At 63.4% G+C, this 23,883-nt stretch carries 24 protein-coding genes; 13 read left to right on the top strand and 11 right to left on the bottom strand.

The genetic code is table 11. The features are described 5' to 3' along the window. The first annotated feature begins 46 nt into the window (after window positions 1-46). The 4 genes from ACERK3_15345 (at window position 47) to ACERK3_15330 (ending at window position 3,318) form a co-directional block, all read left to right on the top strand. Window positions 47-1,258 (top strand): DUF1570 domain-containing protein, encoded by a 1,212-nt coding sequence (locus ACERK3_15345; protein ID MFA9479663.1) that lies wholly within the window; start codon window positions 47-49, stop codon window positions 1,256-1,258. Between the two features lie 123 nt (window positions 1,259-1,381). After that, window positions 1,382-2,308, top strand: a complete 927-nt coding sequence (locus ACERK3_15340; protein MFA9479662.1) for a hypothetical protein — start codon at window positions 1,382-1,384, stop codon at window positions 2,306-2,308. A 241-nt stretch (window positions 2,309-2,549) separates the two neighbouring features. After that, window positions 2,550-2,729 (top strand): DUF1328 domain-containing protein, encoded by a 180-nt coding sequence (locus ACERK3_15335; GenBank protein ID MFA9479661.1) that lies wholly within the window; start codon window positions 2,550-2,552, stop codon window positions 2,727-2,729. A gap of 100 nt (window positions 2,730-2,829) precedes the next feature. After that, entirely contained in the window at window positions 2,830-3,318 is a 489-nt protein-coding gene (locus tag ACERK3_15330; protein ID MFA9479660.1) for a PA2169 family four-helix-bundle protein, read from the top strand. Window positions 3,319-3,460: 142 nt separating this feature from the next. On the opposite strand, the gene ACERK3_15325 is transcribed toward ACERK3_15330, so the two are convergent. From ACERK3_15325 to ACERK3_15305, 5 genes are all read right to left on the bottom strand, one after another. Continuing rightward, complete coding sequence (locus ACERK3_15325) at window positions 3,461-4,738, bottom strand: glycosyltransferase (protein ID MFA9479659.1); 1,278 nt, start codon at window positions 4,736-4,738, stop codon at window positions 3,461-3,463. A 41-nt stretch (window positions 4,739-4,779) separates the two neighbouring features. Next, on the bottom strand, window positions 4,780-7,086 hold the full coding sequence (locus tag ACERK3_15320) for a hypothetical protein (protein MFA9479658.1): 2,307 nt from the start codon (window positions 7,084-7,086) through the stop codon (window positions 4,780-4,782). Between the two features lie 62 nt (window positions 7,087-7,148). After that, on the bottom strand, window positions 7,149-8,558 hold the full coding sequence (locus ACERK3_15315; protein ID MFA9479657.1) for a deoxyribodipyrimidine photo-lyase: 1,410 nt from the start codon (window positions 8,556-8,558) through the stop codon (window positions 7,149-7,151). A gap of 132 nt (window positions 8,559-8,690) precedes the next feature. Then, entirely contained in the window at window positions 8,691-9,335 is a 645-nt protein-coding gene (pdxH, locus tag ACERK3_15310; GenBank protein MFA9479656.1) for a pyridoxamine 5'-phosphate oxidase, read from the bottom strand. 275 nt (window positions 9,336-9,610) lie between these two features. Beyond that, window positions 9,611-10,450, bottom strand: coding sequence for a helix-turn-helix domain-containing protein (locus tag ACERK3_15305; protein ID MFA9479655.1), 840 nt, complete (start codon window positions 10,448-10,450; stop codon window positions 9,611-9,613). A gap of 194 nt (window positions 10,451-10,644) precedes the next feature. Between ACERK3_15305 and ACERK3_15300 the strand changes: the two genes are divergently transcribed. From ACERK3_15300 to ACERK3_15275, 6 genes are read left to right on the top strand one after another with little or no spacing between them, the layout of a single operon-like run. Continuing rightward, complete coding sequence (locus tag ACERK3_15300; GenBank protein ID MFA9479654.1) at window positions 10,645-11,070, top strand: helix-turn-helix domain-containing protein; 426 nt, start codon at window positions 10,645-10,647, stop codon at window positions 11,068-11,070. A 51-nt stretch (window positions 11,071-11,121) separates the two neighbouring features. Further along, window positions 11,122-11,865, top strand: coding sequence for an ATP-binding cassette domain-containing protein (locus ACERK3_15295; GenBank protein ID MFA9479653.1), 744 nt, complete (start codon window positions 11,122-11,124; stop codon window positions 11,863-11,865). After that, window positions 11,852-12,676 carry a hypothetical protein gene (locus ACERK3_15290; protein MFA9479652.1) on the top strand — a complete coding sequence of 275 codons (825 nt, stop codon included), beginning with the start codon at window positions 11,852-11,854 and terminating at the stop codon, window positions 12,674-12,676. Before ACERK3_15295 ends, ACERK3_15290 begins: the two co-directional genes overlap by 14 nt. Window positions 12,677-12,730: 54 nt before the next feature. Next, window positions 12,731-13,336, top strand: a complete 606-nt coding sequence (locus ACERK3_15285) for a ParB N-terminal domain-containing protein (GenBank protein ID MFA9479651.1) — start codon at window positions 12,731-12,733, stop codon at window positions 13,334-13,336. Next, window positions 13,333-13,761 (top strand): hypothetical protein, encoded by a 429-nt coding sequence (locus ACERK3_15280; protein ID MFA9479650.1) that lies wholly within the window; start codon window positions 13,333-13,335, stop codon window positions 13,759-13,761. Before ACERK3_15285 ends, ACERK3_15280 begins: the two co-directional genes overlap by 4 nt. Before the next feature lie 22 nt (window positions 13,762-13,783). Further along, the gene (locus ACERK3_15275) at window positions 13,784-15,295 is read left to right on the top strand and encodes a hypothetical protein (GenBank protein ID MFA9479649.1); all 1,512 of its coding nucleotides are present in this window, start codon (window positions 13,784-13,786) and stop codon (window positions 15,293-15,295) included. Between the two features lie 41 nt (window positions 15,296-15,336). On the opposite strand, the gene ACERK3_15270 is transcribed toward ACERK3_15275, so the two are convergent. Continuing rightward, window positions 15,337-17,556 carry an amylo-alpha-1,6-glucosidase gene (locus ACERK3_15270; protein MFA9479648.1) on the bottom strand — a complete coding sequence of 740 codons (2,220 nt, stop codon included), beginning with the start codon at window positions 17,554-17,556 and terminating at the stop codon, window positions 15,337-15,339. A 130-nt stretch (window positions 17,557-17,686) separates the two neighbouring features. On the opposite strand from ACERK3_15270, the gene ACERK3_15265 reads away from it, so the two are divergent. Beyond that, window positions 17,687-18,901 (top strand): 6-phosphofructokinase, encoded by a 1,215-nt coding sequence (locus ACERK3_15265; GenBank protein ID MFA9479647.1) that lies wholly within the window; start codon window positions 17,687-17,689, stop codon window positions 18,899-18,901. Between the two features lie 85 nt (window positions 18,902-18,986). Continuing rightward, on the top strand, window positions 18,987-19,361 hold the full coding sequence (locus ACERK3_15260) for a hypothetical protein (GenBank protein ID MFA9479646.1): 375 nt from the start codon (window positions 18,987-18,989) through the stop codon (window positions 19,359-19,361). A gap of 12 nt (window positions 19,362-19,373) precedes the next feature. Here the strand turns inward: ACERK3_15260 and ACERK3_15255 are convergent, their stop codons facing one another. Further along, complete coding sequence (locus tag ACERK3_15255; protein MFA9479645.1) at window positions 19,374-19,940, bottom strand: cob(I)yrinic acid a,c-diamide adenosyltransferase; 567 nt, start codon at window positions 19,938-19,940, stop codon at window positions 19,374-19,376. 37 nt (window positions 19,941-19,977) lie between these two features. Here ACERK3_15255 and ACERK3_15250 point away from each other — a divergent pair, with 37 nt between their 5' ends. Beyond that, on the top strand, window positions 19,978-20,691 hold the full coding sequence (locus ACERK3_15250; GenBank protein ID MFA9479644.1) for a hypothetical protein: 714 nt from the start codon (window positions 19,978-19,980) through the stop codon (window positions 20,689-20,691). 68 nt (window positions 20,692-20,759) lie between these two features. On the opposite strand, the gene ACERK3_15245 is transcribed toward ACERK3_15250, so the two are convergent. The 4 genes from ACERK3_15245 to pdhA form a co-directional block, all read right to left on the bottom strand. After that, window positions 20,760-21,809 (bottom strand): alpha-ketoacid dehydrogenase subunit beta, encoded by a 1,050-nt coding sequence (locus tag ACERK3_15245; protein ID MFA9479643.1) that lies wholly within the window; start codon window positions 21,807-21,809, stop codon window positions 20,760-20,762. A gap of 83 nt (window positions 21,810-21,892) precedes the next feature. Continuing rightward, window positions 21,893-22,075 (bottom strand): hypothetical protein, encoded by a 183-nt coding sequence (locus ACERK3_15240; GenBank protein ID MFA9479642.1) that lies wholly within the window; start codon window positions 22,073-22,075, stop codon window positions 21,893-21,895. 11 nt (window positions 22,076-22,086) lie between these two features. Next, complete coding sequence (locus ACERK3_15235; GenBank protein ID MFA9479641.1) at window positions 22,087-22,320, bottom strand: hypothetical protein; 234 nt, start codon at window positions 22,318-22,320, stop codon at window positions 22,087-22,089. Between the two features lie 65 nt (window positions 22,321-22,385). Next, on the bottom strand, window positions 22,386-23,498 hold the full coding sequence (gene pdhA / locus ACERK3_15230; protein ID MFA9479640.1) for a pyruvate dehydrogenase (acetyl-transferring) E1 component subunit alpha: 1,113 nt from the start codon (window positions 23,496-23,498) through the stop codon (window positions 22,386-22,388). Window positions 23,499-23,883: the final 385 nt, after the last annotated feature.

The following is a 23,883-nucleotide window of genomic DNA, read 5'->3' as shown; positions in this document are numbered from 1 at the left end:
TGATATGAGCCCAACGTTCGTTCCAGTCCGTCACGGGGATCGCCTCATGTTCGCACGTCGCTTCACACTTCTGTGCATTGCAGTCGTGCTGACGTTCATCACCCCCGCCGTCGCCCAGCCCTCGCTCGACACCTGGGACAGCCGCTACTACACCATCCACACCAACCTGCCGCGCGAAGACGTCATCGAATACGCGCAGCACATGGACCTGATCTACGCGGAATTCGAACGCCGCTTCGCCCACATGCGCGACCGCCGTCGGGTCGACCAGCCGCTCTACCTGCTCGCGACGCAGCGCGACTACCTCGCCTTCCTTGCGACCATGGGCATCGACGGTACGAACTCCGGCGGCATGTTCTTCCACCGTGGCGCACGCGGCGGTCTGGCGAGCTATGTCGATCGGCCCGACCGTGCCCAGGCCTTCGCCACCCTCCGCCATGAAGCGTTCCACCAGTTTGCCCACAACTACCTCGGGGCGACGCTGCCCACCTCGATCAACGAAGGCATCGCGCAATATTTTGAAAACATCGTCATCGTCGATGGCCAGATCCGCACCGGCCTGGCGGATCGCGCCCGCATCGAGCAGGTTCGGCGGATGATCGACGAAGGCCGAACCATGCCCCTGGACACGCTGCTGAACATCTCCAACCAGCAGTGGGCTGCGACGCTTCGCACCAACCCCGCCGCCGCGTCGGACCTGTACGCTCAGTCGTGGAGCCTGGTCTATTTTCTCGTGCACGCCGACCGCCGATTTCGCGACGCGTTCGAACGCTACCTCGCCGAGATCGGCCGCGGCCTGCACAGCCGACAGGCCATGCAGCGTGCCTTCGACACGGACGACTTCAGCGTTGCGGAAGACGCCTGGCAGCGGTTCGCCATGAACCTCGAACCCGACCCGGTCACCACCACGCAGGCGCACCTGGAATTCCTCGGCGAAGGCATGGTCCTCCTGCTGCAACGCGACGGCGAACTGCCGCGCACCTTCCACCGCCTGCGAAACGAGTTGCGGTCGCGCGGCTTCCGCACGCACTACCACTCGCATGCCATCCAGTTTCACTACGACGCGGCGGACGATCACGTGTTTCAATATGAGCGTGCACCCGGTCGATGGGAAGATTTCGAGATGATCGACCCCGCCGGGCCGGGCGAGCCGCCGCGCCTCCTCGCCCCGCGTGCCCGCTGGCGGCCCATGCTCGTGTGGGACCAGGACAGCGACGGCAACCTCGTTTACGACGTGGTGTTTCAAGGCGGCCGGTAACGATCGTCAGCGCCGATCAGCGCCCGACGCCCACGGCGTCACGCCGTGGGCGTCCCCTATCTTTTGCGGCGGACTTGATCGCGGTCTATCATCGCGGCGATCACCCTTGTTTCAGGTTGCCCCATGGAAGTATCAGGCTTCACCTTCATTCGCAATGCGGTCAAGTACGACTACCCGGCCGTGGAAGCGATCCGCTCCGTGCTGCCGCTCGTCGATGAGTTTGTCATCAACGTCGGCCTGCTGGAAGGCGAGCCCGATGACGGCACGCTCGAACTGGTCCGCAGCATCGGCGACCCGAAGATCCGCATCATCGAAAGCCGATGGAACCCGAACCTCGCCACGGGCGGCTACGTCTACGCGCAGCAGACCAACGTCGCGCTGTTCAACTGCCAGGGCAAGTGGGCCGTCTACGTGCAGTGCGATGAAGTCGTGCATGATGAAGACTACGACATTCTTCGTGACGCGATGCGGCAGTACGCCGACCGCAAGGATGTTGACGCGCTCATGCTCTGGCAGCGGCAGTTTCTGGGCGACTACCAGACGATCTTCAACGTCTGGCCCTGGACGATGCGGCGGAAGTGCTGGATTGTGAAGCCGCACCATTTCGTGCTCTCGCGTGGTGACGCGGCCAACTTCACGGTGCACCCCAAATTTAAGGAGCGCGGCCGCAAGATCCGGGCCGTGCAGACCGCCGCCAGGCAGTTTCACTATTGCGAAGTCAAGACGCTCAAGGCCCTCGCAGCGAAACGCGACAACCGCCAACGCTTCTGGGCCAAGGGTGAAGATGAAGTCACCGAAGTGGTGGAAAACTACTACTATCAGCGATTCCCCAAAGCATTCCTCGGCCGGTACGAAGGCACGCACCCGCAGGTGATGGCTCAGCGGATGGCGGAGCACCCCATCAAGCTGGACCCGGACTCGCATCAGTGGCGGCAGCAGTTGACGTGGAAAGAACGCCGACAGTTGATCAAGGGCTGGCTGGTGGAACACACCACCGACCGCTTCACGGGCCGGGGCGACCACGTACTCGTCGAAACGCACCGCCTATAAGCGCACCAGTGAACGAACATGACAACGTGGTTCCCACGTGCAACATTTAGCCGCGGTGCTTGCACCGCGCTCTTCCCGCCGCGCTTCCGTCCCATGCGCGACATGAACAAAATTTCATTTTCACGATTCGACTCGCAAGTCGAAATGGCGCGCCTACGCTGATCAGTGGTGACGGGCGCGTGGGTCCGACTGTCTGATCCGCAAGGGAGCGAGGTATCGCTTCCGGAGAAAGGACTGACCCATGCTTTACTGGGCACTGATCTTCTTTATCGTGGCATTGATCGCGGCGTTGTTCGGCTTCGGCGGGCTGGCCGGGGCCGCAGCGACGATCGCGCAAGTGCTGTTCGTAATCTTCCTGATTCTGTTCATCATCTCACTCGTGGTCGGCCTCGTGCAACGCGGCGGACCACGCGGTGTGTGATTGACCCGCGGCGACAAGCGACATCACACGAAACCACCGGGCCTCACAAGCCAGCCTCGGTGGTACTGCGATACCCGCGCGACCGATTGGAGCTGAGGCGATGTTTGCCTTGCTGTTCATGCCCCTTGAAAACGAAGCGGCAGATCGGCTGTTGATACTGGTTCGGCTGAACCGCGACAGCCAGGCATGCTTCCGCGCAGCGGGCGACGGTGTGGATGATGCCGAACTGACCGCGATGTTCTATCAACTCGCCCGGCAGCGCGGCAGCTTTGCAGACACGTTGCAGCATTATCTCGACCCACGGCTGGAACGCGTCGCAGTCGACGAGCCGAACACGCGTCGTCGGCCGGCGGTGCAGCGCTGGTGGCAGGCGCTACGGCAACGGCTGTCCGCCAACGAAATCAGCTATGTGCTGCGGCTGACGGAGCGGGCGGAAGACGAAGTGCTTGCCGCCTACGAGAGTGTGCTATCAAGTCGGCTCGCGCCTGAGCTTGCGCAAACGTTGAAGCAGCAGCGCGACGAAGTCGTCCGTGCGGGCGAGCGCATCCACACCCTGCGAGAAGCCTGGTCGTTACGCCGTGCGAGTTGAGGAAGCGGCGCACGACAAACCCACGACCAGCCACGAACGCCCGCTCGGCAGGGAGGCCGACGCGGGCGTTCTTTTCCATCCCCCTAATGCGAAGTACATCCCACGATACGCGGCACGACATCCGCAGGCCCGGCCGGGGCGGTCATGTTTCTTCCTGGCGCAGCGAATCCCAGACCGCTTCGGTTCGGCTGTTCCACAGATTCCACTCCGTCTCAATCATCCGCAGCGTTCGTGTCCAGCCGTTGTCCGCGTGGCGGTCATCAAGTGGTTCACCCTCCAGCATCTCTTCGTACAGATCGATCAACCGTTGCGTGCACTGCTCAAGCGAAAACGCTTCCGCACGCTCGCGCGCAGCAGCAGCGAGTTGAGCAAGGTTACTGTCGGACCGTTTGACGATGTCCGCCAACGCGTCGCGCAGGCTGGCTTGGTCCGGCGTTGGCAGCAGTCGGCCGGTCGCGCCGTCGACAACAACCTCACGCGCGCCCGGTGCGTCGATGGCGACCACCGGCACGCCGGCCGTCATCGCCTCGGCGAGCACCATGCCCTGCGTTTCGCTCATCGATGCGAAGCCGAACAGGTTCATCGCATGATAAGCATCGACAAGCGATTGGCCCTTCAGCGAGCCGGTCAGGTGCAAGCGGTCCGCGACGCGCTGCTCGCGAAACGCTTCGCGGATGGCGGGCTCGGATGGACCCGACCCCACAATAAGCACGTGCACTTGCGGATGATCTTTCGCGACCCCCGCGGCTGCGTGCGCCAGCAACGACAAATTCTTCTCCGGTGCGAGTCGCCCGACGTGACCGATCACGAACGCGTCGGTGGGGATGTCATACTGCTCGCGCGCCCGGCTGCCGTCGCCCTGGCCGAAGACGTTCGCGTCGATGCCGGTGGGAACGGTCGTGGTCGGCCGACGGACGCCGCGCTCGTGCAGCATGTCGCGGATGCTTTCGGACGGGGCAATCACATGATCGCAGAGGTTGCAGTAGTCGGTCGCGAGCCGGATGACAAAATGCTTCATCGCGGGCGAGTCGCCGGGCACGTAATGCGTGTACTGCTCGTACATCGTGTGATGCGTGAACACCAGCGGCCGATTATGCCACGTCGCCAACCGCAGCGCCGTGTCGCCGAGCAGGAACGGGTGATGGCTGTGGATGATGTCCGGCTGGAAGCTTTCCATCGCCCGCGTGAGCAGGCCGGGCACGGGCAGACGGACGGAAAAGTCGCTGCCATTGAAGTTCTGGATCGCCGGAACGCGGATGACGTGTGCCTCATGCCGTGGCGTGCCTTCAAACGTCGGTGCGACAATGACCACCCGGTGCCCGCGCTTGCGCAGCGCCTCAGCGAACGAGTGCACCGAACGAGCCACCCCGCCCACATGGGGCAGGTAAGTGTTCGTCAGCATGAGAATCTTCAACGCCATCGCCTGCTCATCGCATCATCTCGCCCGCCAGGTACAGGCAATCATGCCTGCTGGGACGTCACCTGCCGTTCCATCACCACCCGCTCGGCATCGCCGCCGACGCGTTGCCGACCACACTCCGCCAGCACCACTTCCATCTCCGGCGCCTCATCACGCCACGCCGACTCCCACGTCACCGTCACCGCCGACTCGCTCGGTGTCACCTGCAACGTCACCGGGCCCCACGGCGTTTGCGTCGGCCCGTAGCGCAACGCCTCGCCGCCCGCCTGCAACCACTCGCTCGGCAAGCCGGAGCATATCACCAGCCGATCGTCCTCTTCCCGCACGAACATCGCCCGCATCATCAGCACCCACTCCGCCGCCGCCCAGATGTGCTGCCCATCGCCCATGCACCCGCCACTCGTCCCCGGGTGCACCGCCTCCGGCCACTGTCCCGTCGGCGACGCCAGCGCCGCCACCGCCTTCACCAACGGCCAGTAACGCTCGTCCCCGTTACGTAATAACACCTGCGCCATGTGCAACGTCAGATACGGGTTCACACCCGAGTGAATCATGTCCTGAAAAAACCCGCCACGCACCATGCACTTGCTAAGCAGAAACTCGATCGTCCCCATCAGCCTCGCATCGTCCGCCGGCCAGACGCGAAGCGGATAGCTGCCCACAATCGACCCGATCGCCCCGGCGTCCATCCGCCGGTAGGGCGACGCCGGGATGATGTCTTTCCCCCGCGCGGTTTCGCTTCGCTCCAGGCTCTGATCGATCGACTGCAACAGGCTCGCCGCCGACCGCTCGAACTGCTCGACCCAGATCGGCTTGCCGCGTGCGTGCTCGATCGCCGCCGCGGACCGCAGCCCCGCCACCGACCAGAAGTCGTCCCAGTAGTAGAAATCGTTCGGCCCGAGATGCTCCGCGCTGAAGCCGGCCGGCAGCAGCCCGGCGTGCGCCTTCTTCCCCGACGGGTTCGTCCGCTTATGCTCGATCCACTCCGCGCCGCGCACCACCGCCTTCGCAAGCTCGTCCGGCACGGGTTCGCCGGTGAGTTGCGACCAGCGGTGGATCGACCAGATCGCCGCGCCGTTCGAGTCCCACTCACCGTCCTGCGAGCGGAAGTAGCCCCGCACCGACTGATGGTCCGGGAAGCGGTCGATACATCGCTTCACCCGCTCGAACAGCCCCACGCTCGCGAGCGCTTCGAGAATGTACGCCGCGTCGCGAAACCAGAATCGCCGATACGTGTAAGGGCCCGGATACACTTCACCCGGCGCATGCAACACCAGGTTCCGCACCGCCGCGTCATGCAGGAAACACATCCACTCATCCGGCACGTGACATTCACACGTGCCCGCCAGCGCCGACGACCAGTCCATCCGCTGACCCGCGACAAGCGTGCCCCGCCGTGTCGCCTCCGGCTCAACGTTCGCCGACTCGCGCAGCGGCACGCGCGCCGTCACCGACCGGGCCTTGCCGCCTTCCACACGATACAGCACTGCCGCCGTCGCCAGTCCCACACCGCAGTCGACGTGGTCCGCCGCTGTCGGTTCGCCATCATCCGTCAACTTCAGCAGCACGTCGCCCGCGTGATAATGCGACATGCACACCCGGTCCGCTGCCGACTCGAACAGCACGCTGTCCTGCTCGTTGACGCGCAGTCGACCCGCCGCCGCGTCGTAGTCCATCTGATGAATAAAACTCACCCCCTCCGGATTGGCCGGCCGAATCGAGAGCGCCAACCACCCCGGCCCCGGCAACTCGCCTTCCACGCGCAGTCGACAGTAAGGCAAACCATCGTCCACCATCACATCCACCGACTGCTCCAGCTTCGCCCCGCCTTGCCGCGCGATCGTGTGCATCCACAAACTCGGCTCAAGCTCAAGCCGTTGTTCCACCTGCTCCGCCTTCAGCTTCGAAGGCAGCAACGGCTCGCCCTCGTCCGGCAGCAACCATGCATCCACCGACCAGCCATCCAGCAGCGGCGTCACCAGCCCACGCGGATCAACAATCGGCAGCCAGTCCCAGTCCGGCAACCCCACCGCCGTCCAGTTGCGATGCGTCAGATTCACATGCGTCAGCGAAAACGCCCGCGGCACGAACGCCTTGTCCGCCGGGTCAAACTGCCGCTCCACCCAATGTGGCCAGACCCAGTCCAGGTTGTGCTGTATCGCCCGCGAGTTAATCAACCCGCGCGCATGAAAGATCATCCCCGCCCGAACCAGTTCCACCGGCTCCGTCACTTCCGACGGCTGCGAAAACCGGTGCACCACCGACAGCAGATGAATCGGATCAACAAACCCCCGCGACCGTGCCAGCCGCGAGACCACAAAACGCCATGGCAACCATTTCAACCACATAACACCTCATTCTACGCCCCACCCCCCGCCTTCTTCGACCGCCACCTCACAACACCCGACCATCACGCACCGTCAATCGACGTCAGACCCGCCCCGTCATCCCCGCCGAGCGCCTCCACCTTCCGCACGTAACCTTGAATATCACACTTGCGTTCCAAACCCGTCGCCGCCATGTACCGCACCGTGCCGAACACCGGCCGCTCCGCCCAGGGCCGATCATGCAACCCGAACACCCACGCAACGTTCGCGAAGCTGTTCGCATCCCGGCCATCAAGAAACCACCGGTTATTCAACGCCAGCGCCACCCGATACGCATGCTCCGGCGTGTTGCTCCACTGCAAAATCTTCTTCCCCCAGTACATCCGCATGTAGTTGTGCATGTAGCCCGTCTCGCGCATCTCCTTCATCGCCGCATTCCAATACGCATCATGCGTCGCCCCCGCCTCCAACTGCTTCCGCGTATAGACGTGCTCCCGCTCGTCGCCGCGATGCTTCTTCAACGTCTGCTGCGCCCATCGTGGCAAACAGGCGTAGCTGTCGTAGCCGGGCGTGTAATTCACAAAGTTCATCGCCAACTCCCGCCGAACGATCAACTCCTCGATAAAGCTCGCCACGTTTTCATCGCGTGCTTCCTCGCCTCGCTCCAGCACACGAAGCGCAAGCTGCACCGGCGAAATCTGCCCGAAGTGCAGATACTTACTCATATGCGAAACATCGTTCGTCTCCGGGCGATTGCGATGCGCCGCATAATCACCAAACCGCTCATCCAGAAACGCCCCCAACCGCGCCCGCGCCGCCGCCTCCCCGCCTTGAAAATGCTGCGATACAGGCGGCACGCTGCGATCCACATCAAGCGAATCCAGCAATCCGTCCAGATCCCCCAGCGACACACCATCCAGCTTCAGCCCCAGCGCGTCGCGCTTCACCGGCGTCGGCTCCAGCTTCACCAGGTACTTCTCAAGCTGCCGACGAAGCCTCGGCCGAATCGTCCTCGCCGCATATTCCGCCTTGTCCGACGCCACCTCCACCGGCACGACCACATCGCTTTCCACCTGCACTACTCGCCGCCCCGCCTCGTCCGCGACCCTGTCTCGCCACTGCTTCTGCACGCGCAGGTAGCCGCGATCGCAGACGATCATCGCCGCGTCGTGCCCAAGCTCGATCGCCACATCTGCCGGGTCTCCCTTTCGCAGCACGAACGCGATCCCTCGCCGTTCCAGTGTGCCCGCGACCTGTTGCAGCCCCTCCAGCATGAACCGGTAATGCCGAGCGTTCGCCTCCGGGTACCCATCCGTCAACCCGAACCCCACCACAACCGGCAGCCCCAACGCGTTCGCCTGCTGCGCCGCATACTCCAGCGCATGGTTGCACACCGTCCGCTGCGCCTGCTGCATCCAATACAACACATACCGCCCCCCGCGCACCGCTTGCTCATTCAACTCCGCCAACCGCTCCACCTGAATAGTCCGCATATCCCGTTCCTCCTCCCCCCCAACACACACACGCAAAGCCCCCCCCCCAAAAAAAAGGCAGTGCGACTTCAGTCGCACTGCCCACCCTCACCCCTATCTAAAAGCCAACGATGCCACACCGCGCTCACCGCATCAAGGCGACACCCGCACCACTGCCCATCCCCCATCATCCTGTCGTTCATACCGCAGCCGATCGTGCAATCGACTCCGCTGCCCCTGCCAGAACTCAAGCCGCCTCGGCCGCAGCCGAAACCCGCCCCAGAACCCCGGCCGAGGCACGTCGCGACCTTCAAACTCACGATCCCGCGCCGCGAACGCCTCCGCCAGCGCATCATGCCCACCAATCACCACACTCTGCCGCGACGCCCACGCCCCCACCTGGCTCATCCGTGGCCGCGACGCAAAATACTCATCCGCCTCCGCATCACTCACACGCACCACCGTCCCGTCAATCCGCACCTGCCGCTGCAACTTGTCCCACCAGAACACCAGCGACGCCCGCGGATTCTCCGCCAGCTCGCCTGCCTTGTCGCTCAGGTAGCTCGTGTAAAAAACAAACCCCGCCGCGTCGTAACCTTTCAGCAGCACCACCCGCGCCGCCGGGCAGCCATCCGCCCCGCACGTCGCCAGCGTCATCGCGTTCGGCTCAACAATCTCCGCCTTGCACGCCTCATCAAACCATCGCCCGAACTGCACAATCGGATCGCCCGCCACATCCGCCTCACGCAGTCCCGCTCGATCGTATTCCTGTCGCAACTCAGTCACCGATACGCTCATCGCCCACGCTCCTTTTGCACCACCCCGACCCTGCTCGTTTCAAAACCTTTCCGGTCGGCCACGCCCGACTCGCACCCATTCTACCCACCCCAACCCTCACGCATGCGCACACGCACACCTCAACCGCCATCGCATCTTCGAGTCCCGTTCTCCCAATAAAAACACAAGCGCGCCCGACATTTCATTATCACATCAACGCACAATGCGCACACCCGCGACGCGCCGCCCCACCATGCAGGCCACCCCGCCTCCCAACAGTGCGCAAAGGCTCAATTTCACAGCCGTGACATCCGCCACACCGCACGGTAAAGCCCCGCCACCTGCTCGCGCGGCACGACCTGCGGCGCGAACGCCGGGTTCAAAGGCTGCAGCCGAACCGTCCCCGCTTCCTGATCGAAATACACCCGCTTGAAGGTCGTCTCATGGTCCGGCTCAAGCCTCACAAAACAATCATTGCCGTCCACCACATCCGCCATCGGCGAAAAAACCACGATGTCGCCCTCCCCATACACCGGCTGCATCGACTCGCCCACCACCGTCGCCGCGAATGCATCCGGATCCTCCACGCCCGACGCCCCGGGAAACGGCACGGTCTCGTCCGCCACCCGCGCGGGGTAGTCCAGGTCCGTAAAACCCGTCGGATAACCCGCCGCCACCTTGTTGATCAACGGCACATGACCACGCCCGACCGACGCCGGCCGAAGCTCGTCCGTCGCGTCCACCGTCTCCAGGGTCTCGCTGATCTTCCGACGCAAACGCCCACTGCGGTACAGCCGATCCAGGTTCTTCCCGCCCCCGGCCCGACGCGACGTGTTCTGCTTCAACCACTCCGCCAACTCGCGCCCCCGTCGCGCATCGTCCGCCAGCTTCGTCAGCGCCTCGCGAACCTCCGGCGAAGCGCTCTGCACCCCGGCAAGCCGACGCAACGCGCCCCCCTCCAACTCCAACGCCTCCTCCAGCGACGCCAACAGCTTTCGCGACGGCGGGTTCGCCACGCGATGATTCTCAATCATCGACAAGTACCCCTTCGTCACCCCCACCCGCTCCGCCAACGCCGACAGCGTCAGCCCCAACGCTTCCCGACGTGCTCGCACGATTTCGCCGACTGTCTGCATGGTTCATCTCCCCAGGCCCCGGATGGGCTGCGCGAATCCGCGGGATCGCCACACTTGACCAGATCCGACTGACAACAGCGTGGCACTGCAATCAACAAGAACCTAACAAACACCAACTATACCTCTTGACGGCTCGTTCACCAAATGGTTGAATCAAGAAAAAGTTCACTGATCATTTAACAGGGGGACCGCCGATGATGACCAGCCCTGCCTCGCTCGCCCGCAGCGCGTCCGAAGATGACCGCGCGAACGTGCTCGACCGCCGCGACGCCGCCGAGCGCCTGCTTCAACGTGCTCAATACCTCGCGCCGCACGATCGGCTGCTGCTCGAACAGATCTACCGCCACGGCCTCAGCGTTGCCGACGTCGCCCGCCTGCTCAACGATCGGCCGCGAACGCTCCAACGACGCGTCAAACGCCTGCTCACCCGGCTCAACGATCCACTGTTCCGTTTCGTCGCCGGGCGACTCGAAATGCTGCCTCGCGACATGCAGACCACCGCCCGCCTGGTCGTGCTCGAAGGCAAAGCTCTTCGCGACACCGCGCGAAGCACCGGCCTCACGCTCCACCGCGTCCGTCAGCACCTCGACGCCGTCCGCACCCTCGCCCGCCACGCCTGACCCCAGTCGGCCCGCCTGACCCGGATCTGTAAACCACAACCCCAGGCACATATGTCCATCACCTTCAAACTCCATCGTCGTCTGCGCACTGCCGTGACACCTTCGCCGAACGTCATCGAAGTCGCTGCCATGTTCGGCCTCGGCATTGACGAGCAACACGAACTGGAAATCATCCCGCAGACGAACCTGACCCTCGAACCCCATCAACTCACCTTCATCACCGGCCCCAGCGGCAGCGGCAAGTCATCGTTGCTCAACTTGCTCGATAGCGCTGCGACGACGCGCGATGACGTTCGCATCATCCGCTTCGATCATCTCAATGCCCCGGCCGACAAACCGCTCGTCGACCTGTTCAACTCGTTCGGCAACCCACCGCTCGAACAGGTCATGCGTTGGCTCAGTCTCGCCGGCCTCAACGACGCATTCGTCATGCTGCGCACGCCCAACGAACTGTCTGACGGCCAGCGCTACCGCCTTCGACTTGCCCAAACCATCGCCGCCGTCGAGTCCGCTTCAATAAAGCCATCCCCAACTCAAAACTCGAAACTCGAAACTCGAAACACCAGACTTCCCATCGTGCTGGCGGACGAATTCGGCGCGACGCTTGACCGTCGCACCGCCACCGTCATTGCCCGCAACGTTCGCAAGTGGGTCACGCGGACGCCGGTCGCATTCGTTGCCGCGACGACGCACGACGATCTACTCGAACCATTCGAGCCTGACGTGTTGATTGAAAAGCCGCTCGGCAAAGCCGTGCACATCTGGCGGCGCGGAGGTGACAATGAAGCTTGTTGATCGCCTGCGCAACCTGCCCGCGCCGCACCCGGCCGAGTCGCTGCACCTCGAACGTGGCAAGCTTGCCGACTACGGGCAGCTTGCCGAGCATCACTATCGCGCGGACAAGCCGGCCACGGCGATGCGCGTGCTGATCTATCGCACGCACGAGCCGACGCTCGCCGCGCGGTTCGTCGGGCGAAGCGACACCGGGCAGGTCGCGGCCGTGCTTGTCGAATCGTTACCTAGCTTGAGTTGTTCGATGCGCAACTGGGCATTGCACGAACGGTTCGGTCGATGGCTGCCCGCGACACAGCGCAGCCGTATGTTGAACAGGGAGGTTCGTTGCATCAGCCGAGTGGTTGTGCACCCGCAGTGGCGCGGGCTCGGGCTGGCGGTTCGGCTGGTGAAAGCGGCGCTGGCCGATGCGTGCACGCCTTACACCGAAGCGCTCGCGGCGATGGGGCGGGTCAACCCGTTTTTCGAACGGGCAGGCATGACCGCATACCGTCGGCCGATGCATCCGTGCGACGCCCGTCTGCTCGCAGCGCTGGCCCGCGTCGGTATCGTCGGCCACGACCTCGCCACGCTCGACCGCACCTGGCAACGCATCACACATCAACCCGAAAACATGCGCCGTTGGCTCGTCACGGAACTGCACCGCTGGTATCGCAACAACGGCGGCCGAAGCGCGACACGCAATCGCGACCCGCGCACGCATCTGCGCGCTGCCCAGCAACGCCTGCTGCTCCAACCCGTCTACTACCTGCACGACAACCGGTCGGTTGAACGTATCGGCCCGAACGCTCACGAAAACAACAGCCACACCTGATCGTGCCGGTTTCCCTGACCTGTCCGTCGGCCAATCACCTGTTGGAGTTATCGCATGCAATGGACCGAAATCGCGATCGACCGCCTGCTGCCACATCCGCAAAACAGCAACGTCATGCCCGAGTATCTATTGAAGAAGCTCGTGGCTCATATCAAACGATCCGACCGCTACCCGCCCATCATCGTTCGGCCGTTGTTGCGCGACGCGAGCGACACGACCGCCGAGACACATCAGATACTCGACGGCCACCATCGCGTCGAAGCGCTCCGCCGACTCGGTCGGTCGACAGCAACCTGCGTCAGTTGGCCCGTGGACGATGACGAAGCATTGCTGTTGATGACGACGCTGAACCGCCTCGAAGGACAGGACGACCCGCGAAAGCGGGCGAAGCTGCTCACCGACCTGTCGAACCGAAGTGACTGGGAAGCGTTGAAGACGCTGTTGCCCGAGCGCAGCGATCAGTTGCAACGGCTGTTGCCGCTTGCCAGACCCGCGCCGCCGCCGCGCTCGCCGCAGCCGATGAGCGAGATGCCGCAGGCGGTGTATTTCTTTTTGAAGCCGAGCGAACGGCGAACGCTTGAACAACGACTTAAAGCGATCGGCGGCGAGCGTGAAGCGGCGCTCATGACGTTGGTGCATGACGAAAGGGAAATCGAATGAAGCGAATATCATCCAAGCGGCAGACGGCGCTACTGCATGACATATTCAACGCCGAGCATGATGTGGTGGCGCTCGCGCATAAGCATGGCTTGAAGCCGGCGGACCTCGCGGCATGGGCGGGCGAACGGTCGAACCAGTCTCGGCTGGCGGGACTGTGTGCGCTGGCGGACTACCAGACGCAGTTGCTGCTGAGTCGCTATCGCCTGCTTGCAGCCAATCGGCTGATTCGTCTCGCCACGCAGGAAGATGAAGGCACGAGCGACGACGTCGCGCGGCGGGCGTGTGTCGATCTGCTCAAACTGGAAATGAAACGAGCCAGCGCCAGCAATGAGGTGGAAGCCAAAGCAGACCCCGCAGCCGACGCGGACGACGGTGGTAATGTTGAATCGCTGCGTAAGGCGTTGTTTGACGGCGTGGATGATTAACGAGGGAAGGCGGGAGTGATGCATGGTGGCGAAGTTGAATCGCGAAGTTCGAACATTACTCGCCCTTCGGCCGAGCACGCCGGGGCAACTGCATCGGTTCGTGCATCGCGTGCTCGGGCTGAACGTGCCGCGCGAAGCGATGTCGGCCGGGCACGCGCCGCCGTTCGCATATCTGTGTGATGCATTTTTTGAAGCGGGCGAGCCGGGGCTTGATCGTGTTGCGCCCGAGTCGACGACGTTCGGCGACTGTGTGGTGTGGGCGAACCGCGGTGGGGGTAAGACGATGCTCGGCGCGGCCGCGACGTTGCTCGATATGGTGTTCAAGCCGGGCGTGCAGGTCCGCATCCTCGGCGGATCACTGGAACAGAGCTCGAAAATGTTTGAGCATCTGGTGACGTTGTTCGACCGGCCGGGCCTGCGTGGTGTGCTCGCCGGCGTGCCGACGCAGCGACGTGTAGCGACGGTACATGGCAGCGTGGTGCAGGTGCTCGCGCAGTCGCAGCGATCGGTGCGCGGCGTTCGCGTGCACAAGCTTCGCTGCGACGAGGTCGAAGAGTTCGACCCCGAAGTCTGGCAGGCGGCGCAACTGGTGACCCGCAGCGGCTGGTGTGGCGAAGGGGCGCATCGTGTATGGGTGAACGGCCGAGTGGAAGCGTTGAGCACGATGCATCGTCCGTTCGGGATGATGAGCCGACTGACGCGCGGCGCGGACGATGCAAGCACGCCCGACACGGTGTTTCGGTGGAACTGGGTCGACGTGGTCGAACGTTGCCCGGCTGAGCGTGTGTGTGAGACGTGCGTTTTGTGGAGCGACTGCCGGGGCCGAGCGAAGCAGGCGAGCGGGTTCATGCAGATCGATGATCTCATTCGGCAGTGGCATCGCACGTCGGCGGACACATGGACCGCGGAGATGGCGTGCCATCGCCCCAAGCGCCGCGACAGCGTGTACCCGAACTTTTCGGTGAGTCGACATGTGGTTGAGCCGACGGATGATGAGCCAACGCTGGCGGTCGGTGGCATGGACTTCGGCTTGCGATCGCCGACGGTGATGCTTTGGGCGCGCGTGGTCGGCGAAGGCGAGTCGGCGGTGGTGCATGTGGTTGATGAATACATCGAGACAGGGCGGACATTGAGCGAGCATCTGGCCGCGATCGAGCAGCAGACGAAGGCGGCTGCGGGGGCACGGCCGGTGTGGTTGGGTGTCGACCCCGCCGGCCGACAGCGCAACAGTCACACGGGGCTGACGGATGTGGCGCTGCTCAAGCGGGAAGGCTATGGCGTGCGGACGATGCGGTCGACCATCCGTGAGGGCATCGAGCGCATCCGCCGACGCTTGGATCGCAACACGCTACGGATCGCGCCGCGATGCGTTCGGCTGATCGAAGCGATGCAGGCGTATCACTTCGATGCGGATCGACTGGCTAACAACGAACCGGTCAAAGACGGGCCGGACCACGCCTGCGATGCGCTGCGTTACATGATCATCAACCTCGAACGCGGCAGTGGCGCGGTGGCGGTGAGGCAGTGGGCTTAGAATTTCTAATTTCTAATTTCTAATTGCTGATTTACGTGGGGTCAGGGCTTTGTTTTTGATGAGGCCAGTTTGCAGATGCGCAGCACTTCTGCGACGGACCATGCCTGGGCCGGGCAACCGACGGGGCGGTGGTTGGCGTGGCTGTCGGGCTGGGCTTCGTAGATTTCGGCGAGTTGGCCGACGCCGCCGGGCGCGGGTGGGGATGTTTCGCTTTGCAGATGTTCGAGCAGGGGGGCGATGGCCAGCATCGCTTCCTTGCGCGCCTTGTCGGAGAATTTGCCGACACGCAGCACGCCCTCGGCGTACGCACCGATCAGCCAGGGCCAGATCGTGCCCTGATGGTATGCCTCGTCACGGCGGAACTGGTCGCCGGTGTAGTGCGGGTGGTAAGCGCGGTCGTCGTCCGGCAGCGTGCGCAGGCCAACGGGGGTGAGCAGTTGATCGCGGACGGCTTTGAGCACCTGCCGCTGCTTGGTCACAGGCAGCGGACAGTAGGCAGAGGCGACGACGAACGCCTGGTTGGGGCGGATGGACGTATCGATGCGCGGGATGGTGTGGCCGTCGTCGGCGATGTGGTCGTAAAGGCATTTGCCTTCGGCGTTCCAGAACCGCTTGTTGAACGATCGCTTGACCTTGTCGGCGAGTTTGCGGAGGTCGGCAGGGGAGATGGCGTTCGACGCCGTGGCGTCGCTTTGCTTGCCCGCCGACTTGAGCGGGCGTTGGTCGAGATGGTCGGCCAGGGCGCAAAGGGCGTGATGCCAGAGCGCGTTGATTTCGACGCATTTGCCGGGGCGGGGTGTGAAGACGACGTCGCCGCAGGCCGCGTCCATCCATGTGAGTTGGGTGTGGTTCGTGCCGGCGAAGATGAGGCCGTCGTCGTCCATGCCGATGAGCGGGCGCGTTTCGCCGGTGTCGAGCGTGACGTCGCCGCCCGTGCCGTGCTGGTAGTGGTGGACGATGTCGAGGCAGGCGTGGGCGAGCCAGTCGTGCCAGGCCTTGTCGTCGCCGGTAGCTTCGAGATATTTCAGCGCTGCGTTGATGAACCACAGACTCGCATCGACGGTGTTGTAATGCGCTGCCGAGGCGTCGTAGTCGTCAAAGCGGTTGGGCACGAGGCCGTCGCGGATCGAGCGGGCGAAGGCGCGCAGCACGGCCCGCGCTTCGTCGCATCGGCCGGTGTCCAGCAGCAGGCCCGGCAGGGCGATAAACGTGTCGCGCCCCCAGTCGCCGAACCACGGATAGCCGGCGATGATGGTCGAAAGCTTTTCATCCCCGATCGCGCGATCCACCACGAAATCGTCCGCGGCGATGGCGAGCGTTGTTTCTGGTTTCTGGTTATTGGTTTCTGGTTTTCCAGAACGAGAAACCAGAGACGAGAAACCAGAAACCCTTTCGCGCATCGGCATCAGATGTTGCGATCGCGCGTCAGCGTTGGGCATCGGTTTGGCCGGCTGTTCGCCTAGGGCGGCGGTGAGGAGCACTTCGCTTTCGGCGGTGGCGTCGAGTTCCACTTCCATCAGGCCGGGGACGAAGTAGTCTTCGTGGCAGTCCTGGCCGCGCTCCGCGTCGAGCGGGTAGTGCACGTTGTACCACCAGTGCTCGTTGGGCTCGAATCGGCTGCCGGGGCAGGCGAAGGTGACGGCCTGGCCATCGCGTCGGACGATCAGTCGATCCCGTCGGGCTTCGAAGCGGAACGCTCCGCTGTGGCCGCGGCGCAGCGTCGCGTGGAAGTCGCGCAGCGTCAGCATCGGTTGAAGGCGGAGCGTCGCGCGTGCGCCGGCTTCGTCGAGCCCGCGGATGCGATAGCGGAGTGTGATCGCCTGTTGTTTCCAGTGCAGGAACAGTTCGCGCTCGAAGCTGATGCGGCCCCACTGGTAGGTCCACTTCACACTCAGGCCGCGCTCGAATGTCTGGAGCATGGCGTGGCCTTGCGGGGCGAACACGAGGCCGGCGTCGCCCGCGAATGCGAGCGTGGAAAACTCCAGCGGCTGGGCGACCGTCGGCGGGCGCAGCAGCGCGTCCGCGTCCTCGACACGCCGAAGCACGAGTTGCTCCCACATCTGGTTGACGGCGAGCATACGGCCGGCCGGCGGCTGCGTCGCGGCGACGAGCAGGCCGTGGTATCGTCGGGTCGGGCAGCCCAGGGCCGTGCCCATCGCGTACCCACCCGTGCCGTTGGTCAGCAACCACTCGGCGTCGATCAGCTTCGTCGGATCGTCGCCGGCTTCGATGTCGTGTGTCCGCCAGTTCATGTCGTTCATGGCTACCCCTCGTGATAGTGGCATCATACCCGGCCACACACCGCGGCGACGACCGCGCGGGGCAACTTTGGCCGACGGCGGAGAAATCTCTAGAATGCAGGCTTACCCAATAACCACTCGGAGTTTCACCATGGCAAGCAATCAGTCCCCACGCGGCAACGCTGTGATCGGTCAATCCGGCGGCCCGACGGCCGTCATCAACCAGTCGCTCGTCGGCGTTGTGGAAGGTTTGCGCGGCAAGCCGATGGTGGAGAAGATTCTCGGCGCGCATCACGCCGTGGCCGGCATCGTCAAAAACGACTTCATCGAGTTGCAGGATCTTTCGCAGGACAAGCTCGACCGCGTCGCCAAAACACCCTCGGCCGCGCTGGGCTCGTCGCGCGACAAGCCGGACGCGGACTACTGCAAGAAGATTTTCGACGCTTTCGAGAAGAACAACGTCCGCTACTTTTTCTACATCGGCGGCAACGACAGCTCGGACACCTGCCGTATCGTGCAGGAGCAGGCGGCGGCGAACAACTATGAGTTGCATGCCTTCCACGTGCCCAAGACGATCGACAACGACCTGGTGCTCAACGACCACACGCCCGGCTTCGGCAGCGCGGCGAAGTTCGTGGCGCAGGCGTTCATGGGTGACAACCTCGACAATAAGGCGTTGCCCGGCATCAAGATCGACGTGGTGATGGGCCGACACGCCGGCTTTCTCACAGCGGCGAGCATGCTCGGCCGTAAGTATGAAGACGACGGGCCGCACCTGGTCTACGTGCCGGAAGTGCCGTTCTCCATCGAGCAGTTTCAGAAAGATGTGGAAGCGACATATAAGCGGCTCAGCCGGTGCCTGATCGCCGTGTCGGAAGGCATTCACGACGAGCACGGCACGCCGATCGCGGTGAAGCTGGCGGAGAAGGACGGCAACGTCGAGCGCGACGCGCACGGCAACCCGCAGCTTTCGGGCACGGGGGCGCTGGGCGACTATCTTTCCAAGGCGGTGAAGGAACACTTGGGGCCGAAGACGCGCGTGCGTGCGGACACGTTCGGCTACCTGCAGCGCTGCTTCGCCGGCTGCGTTTCGCCGACCGACGCCGCTGAGGCCCGCGCCGCCGGCCGATGTGCCGCCGAGCTTGCCACCTCGGGCGAGACGTCCGGCTCGATCGCGATTCAGCGTGTCTCGGACAGCCCGTACAAGGTTGAGTACAAACACATCAAGCTCACCGACGTCGCGGCGAAGACGCAGGTGCTCGACAAGAAGTACATCGTGAACGACAACAACATCAGCGACGAATTCAAGAAGTACCTCGGCCCGATCGTCGGCGAACTGCCCGATGTGGAGTCGTTAACGAACTGAGTATGGCGGAATGCAGGTGTGGTCGGCAGTCGACTGTCACCTGTATTTGAATATTGTGACTTGAGGTCGACGAAAGGGTGGTGTGGTGGCCCGTTATTCAGCATTGAACCCGTCGTTTGAAGTGCCGCCGGCGTTCTGGGCGGCGGTGAACGTGGCCATCGGCGTGGTGAGTGGGGTGTCCATCCCGAGCTGGCAGGAGCGGTTCTACCTGCCGATCGGCTTCGGGTTGTTGATGGCGCTGCTGGCGTTGCTCGACAAGCGGAAGGTGATGCGGCAGATCGGCGGCGACCCGCGTTTGTGGAAGCAGATCCCGTCCAACATTCGGACGCGGTATATGGGTCGGCTGTTTGTGGTCCGCTTGCTGATCGTGCTCGTGCCGGGTGTGCTGGCGGCGCTGGCGGCCGGGCTGATCATGGGTGATATGACCACGACGCAGACGATGGAACCGCTTCGGCCGTAACGTGCCTGCGTTTTACGGTTGCACTTTCCATGGCACGTCGCGTACGCCCGCGAGCTGGTTGGCCCGCCGAGCCATGGCGAACAGCAGGTCGCTGAGGCGGTTGAGGTAGATGCCGATCTCGTCGCCGACCGGTTCGTGTCGGTTGAGGGCGACGCAGATGCGCTCGGCCCGTCGACAGACGGTGCGGGCAGTGTGCAGCTTTGCGGCCAGCTCCGTGCCGCCGGGCAGGATGAACTGCTTCATTGTCGGCAGGTGGTCGTCGATGCGATCGATCTGCTGCTCGAGGTCCTCGATTTTTGCCTGATCGATGCGTGGGATCGCGGCGGGCTCATTGGGCTGCCCCTTGCTGCCGGTGCGTGGCGTTGCGAGATCAGCGCCAAGTTCGAACAGCCGACTTTGCAAGGCGAGCAGCAGACCGCGAAGGTCGTCGAATTCGTTTTTTGCCGCGGCGAGTCCAAGCCAGGCGTTCAATTCGTCTACAGCGCCCATCGCCTCGACGCGCAGCGCGTCTTTGTCGATTCGCTGCCCGCCGAACAGGTCGGTCTGGCCTTCATCACCTCGGCCGGTGTAAAGCTTCATACGTTATATGGTAGCCCGCATGCGGTAAGATGTGGGCGTGAATCAGACTTCCACCACAACGCGGCCCGTGCGGCGCGTGCAGGGGCGGGCGGATGACACATCCGTCGGGCCCGTACGGCGGTGGGTCATCGCCCACGACCAGAGCTGGCTGTTCACCATCGGCTATATCGCGCTGGCGGTGGGGCTGAGCGTCTGGGTGAGCATCTTCTGGCTACTGGTGGTCGTGGCGGTGCACTTCGCATTCGAGTGGATCAAGCAGGGCTGGCTGGGCCATCGCGGGTTCGCGCGTCGGGTGAGTTGGGCGCTGTGGGACATGAAGCTCGACGTGGCTTTGGTGATCTGGGCGTTTGCATTGCTTGCGTACACGCAGGTGGAGTTCGGCATTGCCGGGCTCAGCGGGGCCGGGCGGATGAGCATCATGGGCCTGCGTCTGGGCCCGATGATGCAGAGCGTGCGCGGTCTGTTGCCGCTGCCATGGCAGCAGACGATCATGGCCGGCCGTATCACGGCGACGCGCAACGTCGACCACTATTACAGCATCCCCGCCCACGACGCCGAGGCCGCCGGGCCGGACTTTCCGTGGCAGCAGAAATGGTCGTGGTGGGACCACTCGACCGTGTGGTTCACGTTGATGAACGTCGCGGCGGTGCTGATTGCACCTTGGCTGACCGACCAGACATTTGGCGAGATGTTCGCGGCGCTGGCCGAGGCGCTGCACCCGTGGGAGCAGGCGGGTCGGATGGAAGACTGAACATCGTCGCCCCCGCGTGGGCGAGGGGGCTGAATTTTTGATCTTGTGGTGCGAACCTGTGATGCGAATCAGGTGTTGTACGTCGCGGCCCGCACGGCTTCGATGATCCGCTTCGCGTTGGGCAGCATTTCCTGCTCAAGGTTGCGGTTGTAAGGCGGGGGCACGTCGTGGTTGTTTACGCGATAGACCTGATTGTCCAGCAGGTCGATGCCCTTCTCGTAAATCTGCGTGCACACTTCCGACGCCACCGACGCGAACGGCCAACTCTGGTCGACCACCACGCAGTAGCTGGTCTTCTTGATGCTCTCGATCACCGTGTCCATGTCCAGCGGGCGATAGGTCCGCAGGTCGATCACTTCGCAGTCGATGTCTTCTTTTTCCAGCGCTTCCGCCGCCTCAAGCGCAAAGTGCAGCGGCCGACCTGCGGTGACGATCGTGCAGTCGCTGCCTTGCTTGACCACGTTGGCCTTGCCCAGCGGAATGGTGAAGTCGTCGTCGCCTTCCGGCGGTGCCCACTGGCCGCCTGAGAGGTAGCGGGAGAAATCCTTGTCGCCGCGAGCGCCCATGCCGAGCATCCGCTCCGACTCAAGGTAGAACACCGGGTCGTTGTCGCGAATGGCGGACTTGAGCATGCCCTTGGCTTCGCGCGGCGTGCTGGGCACAGCCAGCTTCAGGCCTGGCACCTGGCTCCACAGCGATTCGACCGACCATGAGTGCGTCGAGCCAAGCTGCCCGCCCGCGCCGTTGTTGCCGCGGAACACGCAAGGCACGCCGAACTGTCCGCCGGACATGTAGAGCATTTTGGGGGCGTTGTTGACGATCTGGTCGGCGGCGACAAGGCAGAACGACCAGCTCATGAATTCGATGATGGGGCGCAGGCCGTACATCGCGGCGCCGACGCCGAGGCCGGAGAAGCCGGTCTCGCTGATAGGCGAGTCGATCACTCGGCCGGGCCCGAACTCGTCGAGCATGCCCTGGCTGACTTTGTAAGCGCCGTTGTACTCGGCGACTTCTTCGCCCATGAGGAACACGCGCTCGTCACGTTGCATCTCTTCGACCATCGCTTCGCGGAGGCCTTCACGGTACTGATATTTACGGTCGGTCGCGGTTGCGCTCATGGTGGTTATTTCTCGCTCGATCTTAATGCTGTCTGTAAGTCGTCTTCGGGATGGTGTGTGGCACGCGGCACCCGGCATTCAGCTTAATTCGCCCAGTTCTTTTGCCTCATTCGTTCTACGACCAGCACGGTGCTCAGCAGGATGGCGGCTGCGATCGCGTAGGAACCCGCGTCATCAGGAGTGGCCAGGCTGTATAGCGCATACCAGAGGCCGAGCAGGATCAGCAGGGCGGGGAACAGGGAGCCGATCAATCGCATGTTGCGCATGGCTGTGCTTCCTATTGCTTGTTCCCGTTGGGCCGCCACGTCGCGATCAGTGCGAGGCAGACGCCCATGGCCGCCAGAGCGCCGCTGATGTAGCTGGCGATCATCATCTGCTCTTTGGCGAAGATGGCAAAAATAACGACGATCAGGAAAACAAAGGTACACACCGTGCCCGCGATCGAAATCGTCGGATGCGTTTGTGCCTTGGAGATCTGCACTCGGCCGTCTGACATGCTGACTTCTGCCATGAATCGCCCCTTCCCGGCTATGAAAGCCGAACACGCGGCCCTGCGGGCACGCGGCTAAACGGTGATCACTCTCCGCTATTGTCGTTTTTGATCATCGCGGGCAGGTCGCCTTCCTTGAAGTACCCGAACGGCTGGCTGAACACGTCGGTGTACAACTCGTCAATGCTCGGTTCGGGGGCGTTCTCGGCGTATTTCACCGAGTCCTGCGCGGCGTCCTTGGCTTTCTGGTCCAGCTCGTCGATCTTGTCCTGGTTGGCGAGGCCCTTTTCGATCAGGTGGTTCACCAGCAGGTTGATGCAGTCCTGCTCCTGCTGCTGCTTGACCTCGTCCTTGGTCCGGTACTTCTGCGGGTCGGACATGGAGTGGCCCTGGTAGCGATACGTCTTGACGTTGATGAAGCAGGGGCCGTCGCCCTTGTCGTCATCGTGGCCGAGCGCTTTGGCGGTCGAGCCGCGGGCGCGATCGCCTTCGGTCTTGAACGTGTCGTACACCTCGAGGATGTCGCTGCCGTTGCACTCGGCGTAGCGCATGTCGTAGGCGGCGGCTTTCTTGGAGAGGTCGTCGGCCCCGGCGGTGCCGCGGGCGATGTGCGTGCCCATCGAGTACATGTTGTTTTCAACGACGAACAGGATCGGCAGCCGCCAGATGGCAGCCATGTTCATTGCTTCGTGGAACGCGCCCTGGTTGATCGCGCCGTCGCCGAGGTAGCAGACGGTGGTCTTGTCTTCCTTGTTGTACTGCGTGGCGAAGGCGAGGCCGATGCCCAGCGGGCATTGTCCGCCGACGATGGCGTGTCCGCCGTACATGTGGCGGGGCTTGTCGAAGAAGTGCATCGAGCCGCCTTTGCCCTTGGCACAGCCGGTGGCTTTGCCGAAGAGTTCTGCCATGGCGTAGTTCGGGTGCATGCCGCGGGCGAGTGCGTGGCCGTGGTCGCGGTAGGCGGTGATGACGGGGTCTTCGTCGTTGAGTGCGGCGATGGAGCCGGTGGCGACGGCTTCCTGTCCGATGTAGATGTGGCAGAAGCCGCCGATTTTCTGCTGCATGTAGCTTTGCATGGTGCGCTCTTCGAAGCGTCGAATGAGCATCATCATGTAGAGCATGTCGAGCAGCTTATCGGTGGACAGCTCGCTGGATGGCCGGGCTTGGGCCTTGGCCTTGTCCTCAGTGGCGGTCGGCATGGGGCTTCCTCAGTTAGAGACGGCAGGCAGGGGGTCGGGTTTCCGATGGCCGGGGTTCACCCGGTGGGCCGGGGCTGACGCAAACAAAGCGACGCATCCCGGCCAGTGATCACGAGTCAGTCGGCGTCGGCGGGCGGTTGGGCCCGTCGTCCGACGGTACGTTCCTCGCAAAGCCGGTGGGGCCTGCGTGGCGCACCGACAAAAGGCTCTGAAGCATCGTCCAGGTGGACAAATCAGTTTAGGGGCCGGGATCGTCGCCAGCAAGTAGGGACCTTGCCCGACCAGAGCGATCGCAACTAAATCGGTCAATACGCCAAGACGCCAAGACGCCAAGATGATTAAGAAAAATGACTTCTGCCAGAGCGTAGAGCAGGGCTCGCCCGCC

This window comes from Phycisphaerales bacterium AB-hyl4, from assembly GCA_041821185.1.
GTDB lineage: Bacteria > Planctomycetota > Phycisphaerae > Phycisphaerales > Phycisphaeraceae > Natronomicrosphaera > Natronomicrosphaera hydrolytica.
The sequence above is the reverse complement of the archived record's forward strand: the minus strand, read 5'-3'. Positions and strand labels throughout refer to the sequence as shown.

Excerpts from the sequence above, each read along its gene's own strand:
- ACERK3_15340 (MFA9479662.1), top strand. The coding sequence starts at position 1,382 with ATGGAAGTATCAGGCTTCACCTTCATTCGCAATGCGGTCAAGTACGAC.
- ACERK3_15245 (MFA9479643.1), bottom strand. The coding sequence starts at position 21,809 with ATGAGCGCAACCGCGACCGACCGTAAATATCAGTACCGTGAAGGCCTC.
- ACERK3_15235 (MFA9479641.1), bottom strand. The coding sequence starts at position 22,320 with ATGGCAGAAGTCAGCATGTCAGACGGCCGAGTGCAGATCTCCAAGGCA.
- ACERK3_15295 (MFA9479653.1), top strand. The coding sequence starts at position 11,122 with ATGTCCATCACCTTCAAACTCCATCGTCGTCTGCGCACTGCCGTGACA.
- ACERK3_15335 (MFA9479661.1), top strand. The coding sequence starts at position 2,550 with ATGCTTTACTGGGCACTGATCTTCTTTATCGTGGCATTGATCGCGGCG.
- pdxH (MFA9479656.1), bottom strand. The coding sequence starts at position 9,335 with ATGAGCGTATCGGTGACTGAGTTGCGACAGGAATACGATCGAGCGGGA.
- pdhA (MFA9479640.1), bottom strand. The coding sequence starts at position 23,498 with ATGCCGACCGCCACTGAGGACAAGGCCAAGGCCCAAGCCCGGCCATCC.
- ACERK3_15330 (MFA9479660.1), top strand. The coding sequence starts at position 2,830 with ATGTTTGCCTTGCTGTTCATGCCCCTTGAAAACGAAGCGGCAGATCGG.
- ACERK3_15285 (MFA9479651.1), top strand. The coding sequence starts at position 12,731 with ATGCAATGGACCGAAATCGCGATCGACCGCCTGCTGCCACATCCGCAA.
- ACERK3_15240 (MFA9479642.1), bottom strand. The coding sequence starts at position 22,075 with ATGCGCAACATGCGATTGATCGGCTCCCTGTTCCCCGCCCTGCTGATC.
- ACERK3_15280 (MFA9479650.1), top strand. The coding sequence starts at position 13,333 with ATGAAGCGAATATCATCCAAGCGGCAGACGGCGCTACTGCATGACATA.
- ACERK3_15320 (MFA9479658.1), bottom strand. The coding sequence starts at position 7,086 with ATGTGGTTGAAATGGTTGCCATGGCGTTTTGTGGTCTCGCGGCTGGCA.
- ACERK3_15315 (MFA9479657.1), bottom strand. The coding sequence starts at position 8,558 with ATGCGGACTATTCAGGTGGAGCGGTTGGCGGAGTTGAATGAGCAAGCG.
- ACERK3_15275 (MFA9479649.1), top strand. The coding sequence starts at position 13,784 with ATGGTGGCGAAGTTGAATCGCGAAGTTCGAACATTACTCGCCCTTCGG.
- ACERK3_15300 (MFA9479654.1), top strand. The coding sequence starts at position 10,645 with ATGATGACCAGCCCTGCCTCGCTCGCCCGCAGCGCGTCCGAAGATGAC.
- ACERK3_15255 (MFA9479645.1), bottom strand. The coding sequence starts at position 19,940 with ATGAAGCTTTACACCGGCCGAGGTGATGAAGGCCAGACCGACCTGTTC.
- ACERK3_15345 (MFA9479663.1), top strand. The coding sequence starts at position 47 with ATGTTCGCACGTCGCTTCACACTTCTGTGCATTGCAGTCGTGCTGACG.
- ACERK3_15290 (MFA9479652.1), top strand. The coding sequence starts at position 11,852 with ATGAAGCTTGTTGATCGCCTGCGCAACCTGCCCGCGCCGCACCCGGCC.
- ACERK3_15270 (MFA9479648.1), bottom strand. The coding sequence starts at position 17,556 with ATGAACGACATGAACTGGCGGACACACGACATCGAAGCCGGCGACGAT.
- ACERK3_15305 (MFA9479655.1), bottom strand. The coding sequence starts at position 10,450 with ATGCAGACAGTCGGCGAAATCGTGCGAGCACGTCGGGAAGCGTTGGGG.
- ACERK3_15325 (MFA9479659.1), bottom strand. The coding sequence starts at position 4,738 with ATGGCGTTGAAGATTCTCATGCTGACGAACACTTACCTGCCCCATGTG.
- ACERK3_15265 (MFA9479647.1), top strand. The coding sequence starts at position 17,687 with ATGGCAAGCAATCAGTCCCCACGCGGCAACGCTGTGATCGGTCAATCC.